We start from the raw sequence: 13486 nt of genomic DNA, 5'->3' as shown, positions 1-13486 counted from the left end.
AAAATGGGATGTCAAGATATTTTCTTGTCACCTAAATCGCAGCATCGTATAATTTAATTAGATAATACCAAAGGGGTGGACATAATGAAAGCAACAGGGGTTGTTGTTGAATATAACCCTTTGCATAACGGGCATGTATACCATGTTCAGCAAGCTAAAGCAGCGACAAATGCTGATGTAATCATTGCTGTCATGAGTGGTAATTTCCTGCAAAGAGGAGAGCCCGCATTTATCGATAAGTGGGCGCGAACAAAGATGGCTTTGGCGTCCGGTGTGGACATTGTATTCGAGTTGCCTTATCGCTTCGCAACTGGACATGCCACTGTTTTCTCACATGGCGCAATAAGCTTACTTGATGCCGCAGGTTGCGCAGCGTTTTGTTTCGGCAGTGAAGATGGGGACATTGAACCCTTTCACAACACCTTAAACCTTTTAGAAAATTATTCTAAAGAATACAACCAAGCAATAAGAAACGCTATGCAAGAAGGGTTAAGCTATCCAATGGCTTTAAACAAGGCATATGATGCAGTCCAACCTGTCTCTGAAAAGGGCGGAAGGCTTGTTGACCTCTCTAAACCAAACAATATTTTAGGATTTCACTACATGCAAGCAGCCCGTTCGATAAACTCATCAATGATACCCACAACAATTAAAAGGCTTGGTGCAGGATATCATGACGATACATTGGATGTTAGTAAAGTGGCAAGCGCTACTGGGATCCGCAAATCTTTTTTTTCAACAGAAAAGTTAGATGAAGTGCTTCATTTCATCCCCGAATCAACCAAAGAGGTCCTTCACGAATGGCAAACTGAACGAATGAACTTCGGTAACTGGGAGAGTTTTTATCCATTTTTACGTTTTAGTATTTTACGGGATGGAACCGCGCGTCTTTCCACCATTGCCGATCTCTCAGAAGGTATTGAGAATCTGATTTACCGTGCCGCTCAAAAAAACGATTCGTTTCAACCGTTTATGAATGACATTAAATCCAAGCGTTATACATGGACAAGGATTCAACGGATGCTAACACATATTTTAACCGGTTTTACGAAAGAAATGCGCTCTCGGATAGATGATCCTTCATATTTGAGATTGTTAGGCATGACGGAGAAGGGCCGTTCCTATCTTAGTGGAAAGAAAAAGGACTTGCCACTTCCTCTCATCAGCAAAGTGGCCGCCTTTTCGAATCCATCACTTGATATGGATATCCAAGCATCCGATATTTATGCATTGGCGCTTGGGAATGGTTCTATTGCTTCACCAATTGGGCTGGATTATACAACATCCCCGATTATGAGCAATTACTTTTCTGGTAGTTCTTTTAAATAAGCTAGGGCGTCGTCAATTGTTCGGACAGGCACGATTTTCATCTTCGTGCCTATTTTTTCGGCCATTTTTACTGCTTCCTGATAGTTCGTCATAATACCGGGGTTAGCATTGCGCACTCGATCAGATAGATAATCATCAGGGGCAAAGAAAATCTCAATGCCTTCTCGATCGGCAGCTATCACCTTAAAGTCAGCACCACCAATCCTTCCAACCGTTCCGTCAGCAAGCATTTCACCAGTGCCCGCTATGTTATAGCCTTTTGTTAAGTCCTCATCCACCAACTGGTTCATAATTTGAAGCGTAAACATCAGGCCAGCAGAAGGTCCGCCTATGTCAGCTGTATGGATATCCACTTTTGGATTCGTTGTAAGTTCACGATCCTCTTGGAATTGAATTCCTAAACCTACCCGTCCATCTTGGTCCGGAATTTCACTTAATACTACTTCTACATCCTTTTGTTCCGAGTCCCTGTCAACGGTAAGTATCACTTTATCGCCATTGCCTTTTCCGGAAATTTCAGAGGCGAATTGTCCGGACTCCCGCAATAAATCACCGTCAATTTTTCGAATCTTATCACCGACCTGCAACTTCCCGTCGGCAGCACCTCCAGTTAATACACTTACGACAAAAACCCCATCGTATGCAATATCGACTGGTATACCTACCCTCTCGAAAGCGACTGTAATCGCATTAAATTGCGAATCCGACATTAGCTTCTTTTGGCGAATATTATATTCCTTATCATTTTCCCCTTCCCGTCTCACTTTATTTACCTCTAAGATCTTCATACGATCTGAAAACTTGGAGGCTACATAAGAAAAAGGAGTGGCTTTTCCGATTGATATCGTCATTAAGTTAAATGTTCCAACATCATTCACATCGCCCCCTTCAACTTCTACGATTGGCGCTAAATCATAGGCACCACCAGGTTTAGATACGTATACATTTAAAGGGAAAATAAATAAAAATAACAATAAAAGCACAACAACTGCATACAATCCAATCCTTTTAGCTTTCATACACAAACACCTCCATTAATAGCCTGTACAGATAAAGCATATAGATTACAAAGAAAAAGTTTGAAAAACATATTGTTAACTAGTGTACCACCAAAAATATTCACAATAAAGCATAAATAAAAACGAATCAAATTCTGAACATGAAAGGAAGAGCATACTTGAAAAAACACCTACATAACATGCCACAATTGATAATATGATCAATCTTATTGTTATATGGGGACTAATCATCTTATTTATCCTTCAGCCCGGGATTGCCCATGACGGTGCCGAGGCTGGTGCTATTCTATTTGTTAATGCACTGCTCCCGTACTTATTACCCTATATTATTCTAACGCAATGGTTATTAAAAATCCCTATGAAGTCTAATTCAAAAAGTAACTGGAAGCGTTATTTCAAGGCTTATGTTTTAGGCTCTTTTGGTGGATTTCCTGTCGGAGCTGTAACCGTGACGGAAATGGTGAAAAACGGAGAATTGTCAAGACGGGAAAGCGGCTACCTGCTTGCTGCGTGTCATGCGCCAGGCCCGATGTTCATTATCGGTTTTGTTGGAACGGAACTATTCGGCAGTTCAATTGCTGGCTGGAAACTTCTTGCTTCCATCCACATTGCTAATATTATATTTTTCTTATTTGCTTTACTAATATTGAAGAGAACACGTACAAAAATAGAAATTCCTCAACAAGAAAGCAAGAAAAAAAGCTCCAACTCACCTCTATTGGATGCACTGAAAGACAGCACAAACGTCATTGTGTTGGTCGCAACTACTGTCATATTCTTCTCTTCCCTTGGCAATGTTCTAACCTCTACGATTTTATCAGCCTTCACGGTTGACCTTGGAATTACGAAAACGATTCTTTTAGCAATATTCGAAATGACATCAGGTGTCCAATCCGCCACTGATCATTTTTACACATCAAGACTGTTTCCATACATCATAGCTGCAATTATTTCTATGAATGGCTTAAGTATTCATATGCAAGTGTTCGTCATTGCAAAAACAGTTAATACTCCCCTTCTTCCCTATTTGTTTAGTAGAATTTGGAGCATTATTACAGTACCGGCAATTTTATATTTTCTTTTATAACAAAAATATAGAGGGCTGGGATTTTCCCCGCCCCCTATCAGTCAATTCTTATGAGCTGATTACTATTCAAACTTCTTTTTCAGTGCATCTTCAACCTCAGCAGGAACAAGAGCTGATATATCCCCACCATACTTTGCAACTTCCTTTACGATGGAAGAACTGAGGAAGGAGTACTGATTTTTCGTCATAACAAAGAACGTTTCAATACTTTCATCCAACATCCGATTCATCGAAGTTATTTGCATTTCATACTCAAAATCTGATATCGCACGCAGACCACGAACAATTACAGATGCCCCAACATTACGGGCATATTCAATTAATAATCCGCTTGATGATTCTATGATAACATTCGGGAACTTTGAAGTAACTTTACGGATTAATTCCTTTCGTTCCTCAACAGTGAAAAGGGACTGTTTCGAAGAATTATTCATAACTGCCACCCGGACTTCCGGAAACACCTTTGATGCTCTTTCGATAATATCAACATGACCATTTGTAATCGGATCAAAACTTCCAGGTACAACTGCTATTTTCGACATAAATGTTCACTCATTTCATATAGATGGATATCGCACTGTTGCCATAAATCGGGTTTTTCGTTTTTATGTATTCACCGTATGAGTCTGGTAATGTCAACTGTTTTTCATGTTCACAAATAATAATGGCATTTTCGGATAATAAGTTAGCTTGAACAAATTCCATAGCCAAGTCATAATATTTTTCCTCAGCATATGGAGGGTCGATAAATAATAAATCCACAAGAACGTCAGACGATTGCAATGCCTTTACCGCGTTCCTCGCATCATTCCGCATAATATGCACCTCGTCAGTAAACCGGCATTTCGCTATATTTTCCCGTATGATTGTGCAGGCTTTCGGATTTTTTTCGAATATATACGCTTCTTCCACACCCCGAGATAACGATTCAATAGACAATGAGCCACTGCCCCCGAATAATTCAACGACAATCCCGCCGTCAAAATAAGGACCAATCATATTAAAAATAGATTCTTTCACTTTATCAGAGGTTGGTCTTGTCAAGTTTCCAGGTAATGATTTCAACGGAATTCCCTTCCTTGACCCCGAAACGACTCTCATTCAGATTTCGCCTCCCTTTAATGTAGTGATAAAAATGGACTCTTGATTTTTTTGTATCGATAAATGAAATAGCCGCCTTAATGTGTCTTCCTCGAAATAGTATTTATCGTCTATCAACTCGAAAGGTGAGTCTCTAAACGTGTATCTTCTTTCATTCAATACATAAAATGGATCCAATAATGAAAACCTGAACTTCTCAGTATTATTTTCAATGTAGATAGATTGATCGGTAATTGATAAGGTATAACCACTCTGAGTCAATATCTCAATTGCTGGATAAAGTGTCCTGTTATTCACTACAATCGTCTTGAGATACTCTTGCGCTTCGCCATTTATATGGATAATTTTAGGATCTTCAAAAAGAAGTGGATAACTACCTTCATTATTCTTTTGCACAAAAGTGGTACTTAGTCCGCTCACATCACCGATTAATTGATCCAACAATGATGCATCCATGTTAGTCCCGCGTCGATCGGCCAAATTGGTCTTTAACGCCTCCAACTGACTTGTTTTCAATGACTTTTTCAGCATTCCAAAAGCTTCCTTCGACCTTTCAGTCCCTATTGGCTTATCAATGAGTATCGATACGATTAAATTAGAAGTCAGCTGCTCGCCCTCAGGGAAAAAGTACTTGGAACGTACTCCTTTGTCCAATACCACATCCCAAATCTCAGGTAAGTTAAGATTAGTAATGACGAACCGATCAGTTTGAAGCGACTCCCCCTCGGAATCCACAGCAAGCACAATATGAGTTGCGTTCATTTTCGATAACTGATCATTTAATTGAACTCCTAACTCTTCATTAAAAGGTTCACCTAAAATTGTAAGGTTGTTTCCTTTATATGAAAGTGGTAGGGTTTTCTGTTGCCAATATAGATCGGTTACCTGACCCTCACCTTTAAACAAGGAGTAGTCAATCATTTCCGTTTTTTTAGTTCCTACCAATTTTAATCCACTAATCCAAATGCCGCCAATAGCTGTTTCGTCAGTAATATGCAGCATTGTCGTATTGGGAGCTGCACCTTTTAATGTAACGAAAGGGCTTTTCCAAACTTTCTTCATAGTCATAGCTTCGGCTTTAGGGATTGTGTAAGAAATGGACTGATAGTTATTTTCCCCTTCCAAAATCGCCGAAACATTATTATTGACCCTATCACAAGACGAGTCGGACTCGTTAAAGCAACTGATGTCCGCGCTTCCTTCTGGCCAAACAATCTCATATCTGTTTGGGTTCAAATTTCGAAAATGGTGTGTGATAAAAAGCGCATCGGTTCTATTCACTACTTCAATCTCTTCTGAGTATGGCAGTACCTGTTTAATAGTCCCGTTCGCATCCGCCAACTGGCTGTAATGTATATATAATAATGAGAAGTTCATTATTAATAACAGAATGACTGTTCTAATGACGATCTTCAATTGATGCACCTCATTGCAAGGGATGATAAATACACTTAAAAAATGCTATGATAAGATGTATTCCATTTCAAAGAAAGGTGGTAAGAAATAATGTTGCAACAGTACTTTATTGAATTAGGTGAAGGCTATGGAGACATATACGAGTTAGTCGAACTTATGAAAACAAATCAAAACCGCTTACATAGAACCTTCATATTTTCTTCCAATACGAACCGCGGACAAGCAATCTCCCTTGCAGCCGCATTCCAACCTGCACAAGATAGCAATTTCATGCCTATATACATATGCCGGGAAGGAATTAAACAAGTAGATGATAAAAAATCAAAAAGAAGAGTACTTTTTGAGAATGCGGCTGAAGAAGTTGGACAGGAACCAATTTGCATCGAATTAAAGCATTCTTCAGAATTCGCTGATCACCGTCTATTTTATCAGTATATAACAGGAATACTCCGTTTAAATCATTTAGTTCCGCCATTGCAATAACAAATAAAGATTTAAAGACCGATTTTATAGTCGTATTCTTTTGCCTTATCGGGTTTGACGTTCTCGTATTCGGTTTTTACAAACGGTCGATAGGATGGCAGTACTTTTTTCACAGATGGAAGACGTTCAATTTTACGGATATTCTCTTCAACATCCACTTGATCACAATACAGGACAACGTATTTCAGCTTTCTAGATATATAATGTACATGACCATACTTTCTTAACGACTTAGCTTGTTTCAAATGATGCAAATAGACTATTATCCCTTGTCGATCAATCATGATTTCCCCCCTCTTTTCCTATCCCATACAATACCATATGTGAGAAATAGGCTGCAACCGAACATTGCTGACAGCCTTCGTTTTTTCCCTTATAATGTGTGTAGGACATGTTTACGATAAAAGAGGAGGATATGAAATGGGAAGAAAAACGAAAGTGGCCATTACCGTTGGAGCAGCCGGTCTAACAGCTTGGGCAGCTTCCAAGGTAGTTGCCAAGCCGAAACCCCGCTCTCCCAAGCAATCACTTGAATTTAGAGATCCAGTCGTCCTATCAAATCGTGGTGGAATGATAAACGCGCCAGAACATACATTGGCAGCATTTTCAAAGTCAGCAGAACTTGGCGTTAATGGTTTTGCTATCGATATCCGATTAACAAAAGACGAAGAAATTATTGTTTTCCACGATGAAACAGCAGATCGAACAACGGACTTTTCAGGTAAAATATCCGAATATACATTAGATGAGTTAAAAAATGCAGATGCTGGATATAATTTTGTAGATGAGGAAGGCAATTATCCATATCGCGATAAAGGTGAAAAGATCATTACATTGCGCGAGCTATTGCTGACTTATCCTCAAATGCTTATTGCCATTAATCTTAAAGACTCACCTGACACGTATGAAGGTAGTTTAATGCCATCAAAACTTTGGCGTCTCCTTGAAGAGACCGGTGCCGAGGACCGCGTCATTGTGATGAGTTCTTTTGATGAGCAAACGGATCGCTTCAATTTGTATGCACAAAACAAAGTTGCGACTGGTGCTGGAAATGATGAAGTAAGAAAAGCCTATGCAGCGTATTCAAGTAAATTTGGACATCTATACAATCCACGGGCAGATTTATTTTGTATCCCAGAAAAAATGGGAGTCTTCCCGATGAATACTGAAAGCTTTATCAACTTTCTTTCAAATCTTAACGTTTCTGTTTACTATAATGATGTTAAAGATAAAGAAACAGTTGAAAAGTTGGCTAAAATAGGGGCCGCCGGTTTTGTAACCGATTACCCGGAATTGGTTACTGAAATCATTCAAAACCATACAGACTAATAGAAACGGTTGCCATTATTAGAATGGCAACCGTTTCTATTGTTTATACATATTTATGCCGAACAGGAACAACTTCCGCCAGAACCGCACCCTCCACCGCATGATGAATCCGTAAAGAATCCATCACCTGCAGGAGCTTTAACCGAATCGGAAACGGATTTTGCAATGATTCCACTAACCTCGTTCAATAGGTTCTGAACATCGTTCTCAGCAATTCTCAAAGCAGCTATCTGCTCATTCATATCCAAATCCCTTTTTTGGATACGTATATCTTTCATCACTGTCTTATAGTCAGGATGGTATCTACCAAAACGTTGCACTTCTTCGTAACGCTCTTTCATGTTGGTAAAATCGTATATTGCTTTTGCCAACGACTTGTCGGAATATACGGCATGATTCGCTCTTCTATACTCATCAATAATTTCAGAAGAGAGTATCATGTCGGAGAGCGTCTCCGCTTTCTCAATGATTGACATCCATTCATCTGTCATCATCATCGGGCCTTCCCCTCCATTCCAACTAATCATAACAAATATGATCTTGTTTTTGCATGTTTTCTGTTCAATTAATCCCGGATTTTTTATTCTGCAATGCTTCTTTTGCAATCCGGAAATCAGAGAACGGGAAAAAAACTTGACCAACCTGCTGTGATTTTTCATGCCCTTTGCCCGCTATCAATACTACGTCCCCTTCTTTTGCTTCAAATATCGCTTTCTCTATGGCCGCCTTCCTGTCAGGTTCAACAATTATGTTTTTCGACATGCCATCTATCCCCATTAAAATCTCATTTATAATTCCAAGAGGGTCTTCATTCCTTGGATTATCCGAAGTAATAATTACTTGAGACGAAAAGGCCGTCGCAACTTCCCCCATCATCGGACGCTTCCCATGATCCCTATCACCCCCGCATCCAAATACAGTGATTAGCCCACCACTGCATTCTCTTCTCAAAGAGGATAATACCGTATGGAGTGCATCAGGTGTATGGGCGTAGTCAACAAAGACCGTTATTCCTGACTCCTCAATTCTTTGTAAACGGCCCTCGGGTAATTGAAGTTGTTGGCAAAGTGATAATAATGCCATCCTGTTAAAACCAAGTGAACATAAAGTTGTAACAGCTGCAAGTGCGTTCATCCGATTATGCCTACCAGGTAAAGAATTGAGGTAAAGTCCTTCAGAGGCATCATCAGTGATCATCGTTTCACTGAAATAGATTGTACGCCGGTTGGAATTATGAACAAGAGCCATGCACTGTTCGTCATCGGCATTTACAACTAATTCCTTAGCCAATGAAGACAACTTCTTTTTTGCATTGAGATAAGCCTGCTTACTTCCATGTTCCTCGTAATGGTCAACACCGATATTTAAAAATACACCGATGTCGATGATGCAATGATCGAGTCTTGAAGTGGAAAGTCCCAAAGAGGAAGCCTCCATGACTACATATTCCATTCCAGCATCAAGACATCCTTTCAATAGAGGATGGAGGAATTCCGCTGGTAATGTGGTCATCTCGGGAACTTCCATACTGATTTTCCTTCCATTCGAAAAGATGCCTGTTGTACCGATAACAGCAGCTTGCTTCCCGCACATATTTAATAATTGACCGATAAAATGGGTAACAGTTGTCTTGCCGTTCGTGCCAGTTACAGCAATGATAGTCAACGATTCTGAAGGATCGCCTGCAAGTTTTGAACTTACATATGAGATGAACTTTCTTCCATCCGGTACAGTAATAATTGTTATATTTTCAGGGATTTTTATATTTATAGCTGTGTTGCGATCAACGACAATTGCAATCGCACCACTTTCTATCGCTTCATGTAAATGACATAACCCATCATCCTTGGCACCTTTTCTTGCAACAAAAATATAACCCTTTTTCACATTCCCGGAACGCTCGGTTATGCCGCATACCGTCATACCGATACTTCCTGAAACCGTGCAGGGCCAATCTTTCAAGATCTCCGACAGTAACAAAAGCCCTCTCCCCTTCCCGAACAATTTTCACGAATACCGAATATATTGAGAGCGAACCATACTTTATCGTATGAAGAAAATGAAACGAACGACACGAAGAAAGTTGGGAGCTTGAATGATAGTTCAAAAATTTGGCGGAGTAGCCATGAAAGACAAACAAACACGAAAAATATGCATCGAACACATCCAAGCCGCTGTGGAAAAACACCAAAATGTTGTAGTAGTCGTTTCAGCCATAGGAAGAGGGAAAGATCCATATTCCACAGATAGTCTATTACATCTAACTGATGCTTTTGGATCTGCGAAAGCTGCAAGTGATTTAGCCGCATCATGTGGGGAGCTCATCGCTGCAGCCATACTTTCGGCTGAACTACAACAGGCAGGAACCCCGAATAGGATTTTACACGGCATACAAGCGGGGATTTGGACATCTGGGGATTTCGGAGATGGAACAATAAGTGATGTTGACCCAACAATGATTAAAGATGCATTAACAGAAACTGGCTGTGTCATACTTCCAGGTTTTCAAGGGATAAACGAATTCGGTCAGGTAATGACGATTGGAAGAGGTGGTAGTGATTTAACTGCCATCGCTGTTGGTGCAGCTCTTAGAGTCTCTCATGTTGAGTTTTTCAAAGATGTTCCAGGAATCATGTCGAGTGATCCACGTGATCATAATGATTCAAAGAAAATTGATAATCTTAACATCCTTCAATTGCTTCCTCTACTTGAAACAGACCGCCCCGTTATTCAAAAACGAGCCGCAATTTACGCAATGAAAAAAGCGATACCCCTATATGTAAGAGGTATCACTTCCAAAGAAGATGGTACTTGGGTACATCCATAATTCATCTTTGCATTATACCGGTATCCATTTTTTTCTTTGATTCGGATTTAATTAATACTTGTGTATAAAATTTCCCATATGCGCCAGTACCAATATCCGTTGCATCGGGATCCAATAAGACACTACGATGTGCGGGGGAATTCAGCCAACCATGGACCGCTTCTATAGCATCCACATAATTCGAGGCGATATTCTCCCCCGCCTTTTTATGTTCAATACCGGAGTTTTTCAACCGTTCTGAAAGATTTCCACTTGAGGGAGATTCATGTGAAAAGTAATTACCAATTGCCATGTCTTTACTATGATTTTGGGCAAGAGCAGTTAGCCAATAGTTATTTTCCAAAGTCTCAAGCCCATGGTGTTGACGATAAATATTAGTAAGCTCTAAAATTTGTCGTTCCATTGAACGGTCCACTTCCATCTGGGCTCGAGAAGAAGGTTGGCGGGCTATTATTAACTCACCCATATATTCCATATCATACGGTTGGTGGACAACCAATGTCTTCGGGTCAATGAAACGAACACCTTCAATTTGTTCATCTTCACTATCTACATAGATTTGTGCAAAGAGTCCATCAAATTTCAATAGAATTTTATCCTTTAAATCCTGACTGTTCAATGTGAATGTATACGCATTCTCTCCAAGCACTACATTTACTTCGGTTTCAATAATTGAAAACCTATAGATCTCATTGATATTTTGCCCGACCGAAAAAGGCTTTAATTCAACTGATTGATCTGCACTGAATACTTGGTTCACTTTTTCATCTTCATTAACACCCGCCATGAAAGTGTATCCATCCGTGTAAATCCACCACTCGTAGCCATAAGCCGAAGGTTCAATCCTGTCAGGTTTTCCGAATGCTTCAACCAATTCATTGGAATGCTTCCCTACAAATGTCGAAAGTCCTGACTTAGGTCTTTCAGGACCAGAAATCTGCTGTTCATCAAATTCCTTATCGGGCACTGGAATTGCTGTTCCATGTTTTACAGGTGATTCCAGTGGTTCATTTTCTTTAACACGACTATCCAAGAAATAGAAAACTGCGAGAAGTACAAACAGTAATAAAGCTATCTTCCATAAAACCCTCATTCCTTCTCGCCCCCTTTCTGACTACTTCACCTATAGTTTACGTGTACTTAAGCCTATTATAATACATTCATGACGAGAGGGGCCAAGTTAATTGTGACGACTTGTATTAAATAAACCGACCCATTTTATCATGAAAAACCAACCTAAAAGTGCTAACCTCAATCATGACACAATGTTGTCATTGCAACTCTCTCCAAATTGTTCTATTATGAATAAGTATAAGCAATTGACTGGATGATTATGAAGGAGGACATTTGACGATGTATATTGAAAATACAGGCATTGAAGAAGTTGTAGCCGACTTATCACTACTTGATGAAATCATGCTGAAACATGATCTTGTTCGTGCTGGGCAATGGGACTATGAGCGAGTAACCTACGATAAAAAATATGTAATTAAAGAGGGTACATATTATCTTCGTGTATTCGGTTTCACTCCTGACGGTGATGTCGATACTCGCGATGCAATCATTCACCTAAAGAAACCAGCACTTGGGAAACACTACTATCCACATGGCGTTGAATACGGAGAAGATGAGAACTTCCCTGCAAGCCTTGTGAAAGACTGCCAAACAACTTTAAAAGCAGTTATGGAAGACCTTAAACCATACCTACTGAAAAAATAATTTTCAAGTAATAGTCGAAGAACATTTTGTTCTTCGACTTTTTTTCTATTTAACAATGCCTAAATTTGGGTATAATGCTAACAATGAACACTATGGAGGTATGACCATTGGCTCGTTGGCTTACAAAGAGGAATATTACTCTCTTTTCCCTGCTCATCATCGTCATTTTACTATCAATTTTTATACTCCCTGTCTCAATCCCAATCATATTGGCCTTTTTAACAGCACTTCTTTTTGAACCACTTGTCAAATTGACCGAATCAAAGTTTAAGTGGAAACGGAATGTTTCCGTTATGGCTGTATATATTTTTATAATTGCACTTTTAGCTGTTAGCATCTACTATACAGTCACTTCATTGATAGGTAGACTTATTCAATTCACAAAAGACGCACCGGATTACCTAAACAAACTTTCAAATGTATGGATAGACTTCCAGAGCAAGCTTTTTTTATACACCTCCGATTTGCCAGATGATGTAGTAAGGTCAATGCAAAATGGCTTTAACGATATTCTGTTGTCTTTTAAAGATACCTTTTTAGCTTTTTTTAATTCGGATAAAATTTTATCTTTGGCGTCTGAAATCCCAAGCTACTTAGTCAGCTTTATCTTTTATATGATTGCACTGTTCCTCTTCATGTTAGAATTACCGGAGTTAAAGAAAATGATTTTTAGATATTTGTCAGAAGAAACTGCAAAGAAAGTACGATATATGATAGTGAAATTAAACTCAAGCATTTTCGGTTTCTTAAAAGCGCAATTGCTTGTAAGTTTAGTCATACTTGCTGTTAGTTTCGTAGGTCTATTATTCATTGCTCCAAAATATGCACTGGTCATGTCGCTCGTTATTTGGATAATCGATATTATCCCTATTTTAGGATCTATCATCATACTTGCACCTTGGTCATTATATCAATACGTCAGCGGAGATATCGCACTCGGGACAAAGCTTGCCATTCTCGCGGCAATTCTAATGGTCGTCAGAAGAACAGTCGAACCGAAAGTAATGGGCAACCAGATTGGACTATCCCCTCTTCCGACATTGATAGGGATGTTCGTCGGTTTAAAGTTGTTTGGTGTATTTGGATTATTTATCGGACCAATGATTGTCATCCTATTTAATACTGCTCGAGAAGCAGGTATCATTAAATTGAATTTCAAATTATAAAAAACACGCT

General features: G+C 39.4%; 15 protein-coding genes. 7 read left to right on the top strand and 8 right to left on the bottom strand.

Annotated features, from left to right (window positions below; all coding sequences use genetic code 11):
* Positions 1–84 precede the first annotated feature (84 nt).
* Positions 85–1329, top strand: coding sequence for a nucleotidyltransferase (locus NSQ43_RS09230; RefSeq protein WP_339249522.1), 1245 nt, complete (start codon positions 85–87; stop codon positions 1327–1329).
* Here NSQ43_RS09230 and NSQ43_RS09225 read toward each other — a convergent pair.
* Complete coding sequence (locus NSQ43_RS09225; RefSeq protein ID WP_339249520.1) at positions 1302–2348, bottom strand: SepM family pheromone-processing serine protease; 1047 nt, start codon at positions 2346–2348, stop codon at positions 1302–1304. The two genes, NSQ43_RS09230 and NSQ43_RS09225, sit on opposite strands and share 28 nt — an antisense overlap.
* Positions 2349–2544: 196 nt before the next feature.
* Between NSQ43_RS09225 and NSQ43_RS09220 the strand changes: the two genes are divergently transcribed.
* The gene (locus tag NSQ43_RS09220) at positions 2545–3435 is read left to right on the top strand and encodes a hypothetical protein (RefSeq protein WP_339249518.1); all 891 of its coding nucleotides are present in this window, start codon (positions 2545–2547) and stop codon (positions 3433–3435) included.
* Positions 3436–3497: 62 nt separating this feature from the next.
* Here the strand turns inward: NSQ43_RS09220 and coaD are convergent, their stop codons facing one another.
* Genes coaD through NSQ43_RS09205 form a run of 3 tightly spaced genes read right to left on the bottom strand, consistent with a single transcriptional unit; the run spans position 3498 to position 5952 of the window.
* Complete coding sequence (gene coaD, locus NSQ43_RS09215) at positions 3498–3977, bottom strand: pantetheine-phosphate adenylyltransferase (protein WP_339249516.1); 480 nt, start codon at positions 3975–3977, stop codon at positions 3498–3500.
* A 10-nt stretch (positions 3978–3987) separates the two neighbouring features.
* Entirely contained in the window at positions 3988–4536 is a 549-nt protein-coding gene (gene rsmD, locus NSQ43_RS09210; RefSeq protein WP_339249515.1) for a 16S rRNA (guanine(966)-N(2))-methyltransferase RsmD, read from the bottom strand.
* On the bottom strand, positions 4537–5952 hold the full coding sequence (locus tag NSQ43_RS09205; RefSeq protein ID WP_339249514.1) for a hypothetical protein: 1416 nt from the start codon (positions 5950–5952) through the stop codon (positions 4537–4539).
* Between the two features lie 90 nt (positions 5953–6042).
* Between NSQ43_RS09205 and NSQ43_RS09200 the strand changes: the two genes are divergently transcribed.
* Complete coding sequence (locus tag NSQ43_RS09200) at positions 6043–6435, top strand: methylthioribose kinase (RefSeq protein WP_339249512.1); 393 nt, start codon at positions 6043–6045, stop codon at positions 6433–6435.
* Between the two features lie 11 nt (positions 6436–6446).
* Here NSQ43_RS09200 and NSQ43_RS09195 read toward each other — a convergent pair whose 3' ends face one another.
* On the bottom strand, positions 6447–6719 hold the full coding sequence (locus NSQ43_RS09195; RefSeq protein ID WP_283731635.1) for a DUF2129 domain-containing protein: 273 nt from the start codon (positions 6717–6719) through the stop codon (positions 6447–6449).
* A 136-nt stretch (positions 6720–6855) separates the two neighbouring features.
* Between NSQ43_RS09195 and NSQ43_RS09190 the strand changes: the two genes are divergently transcribed.
* Positions 6856–7764 carry a glycerophosphodiester phosphodiesterase family protein gene (locus NSQ43_RS09190; protein WP_339249511.1) on the top strand — a complete coding sequence of 303 codons (909 nt, stop codon included), beginning with the start codon at positions 6856–6858 and terminating at the stop codon, positions 7762–7764.
* Positions 7765–7817: 53 nt separating this feature from the next.
* On the opposite strand, the gene NSQ43_RS09185 is transcribed toward NSQ43_RS09190, so the two are convergent.
* Positions 7818–8261 (bottom strand): YlbF family regulator, encoded by a 444-nt coding sequence (locus NSQ43_RS09185; RefSeq protein WP_339249510.1) that lies wholly within the window; start codon positions 8259–8261, stop codon positions 7818–7820.
* A 64-nt stretch (positions 8262–8325) separates the two neighbouring features.
* The gene (locus tag NSQ43_RS09180) at positions 8326–9744 is read right to left on the bottom strand and encodes a UDP-N-acetylmuramoyl-L-alanyl-D-glutamate--2,6-diaminopimelate ligase (RefSeq protein WP_339249508.1); all 1419 of its coding nucleotides are present in this window, start codon (positions 9742–9744) and stop codon (positions 8326–8328) included.
* 115 nt (positions 9745–9859) lie between these two features.
* On the opposite strand from NSQ43_RS09180, the gene NSQ43_RS09175 reads away from it, so the two are divergent.
* Positions 9860–10591, top strand: coding sequence for an aspartate kinase (locus NSQ43_RS09175; RefSeq protein WP_339249506.1), 732 nt, complete (start codon positions 9860–9862; stop codon positions 10589–10591).
* A gap of 1 nt (position 10592) precedes the next feature.
* On the opposite strand, the gene NSQ43_RS09170 is transcribed toward NSQ43_RS09175, so the two are convergent.
* A complete protein-coding gene (locus tag NSQ43_RS09170; protein WP_339249504.1) occupies positions 10593–11684 on the bottom strand; it encodes a CAP-associated domain-containing protein in 1092 nt (363 codons plus the stop codon).
* A gap of 260 nt (positions 11685–11944) precedes the next feature.
* Here NSQ43_RS09170 and NSQ43_RS09165 point away from each other — a divergent pair, with 260 nt between their 5' ends.
* Positions 11945–12310 (top strand): YugN family protein, encoded by a 366-nt coding sequence (locus tag NSQ43_RS09165; RefSeq protein ID WP_339249502.1) that lies wholly within the window; start codon positions 11945–11947, stop codon positions 12308–12310.
* 107 nt (positions 12311–12417) lie between these two features.
* Positions 12418–13476, top strand: a complete 1059-nt coding sequence (gene ytvI / locus NSQ43_RS09160) for a sporulation integral membrane protein YtvI (RefSeq protein ID WP_339249500.1) — start codon at positions 12418–12420, stop codon at positions 13474–13476.
* The last annotated feature ends 10 nt before the right edge of the window (positions 13477–13486 follow it).

It is taken from the genome of Sporosarcina sp. FSL W8-0480 (assembly GCF_037963765.1).
Classification (GTDB): Bacteria; Bacillota; Bacilli; order Bacillales_A; family Planococcaceae; genus Sporosarcina.
This window is presented reverse-complemented; position numbering and strand designations above follow the sequence as displayed.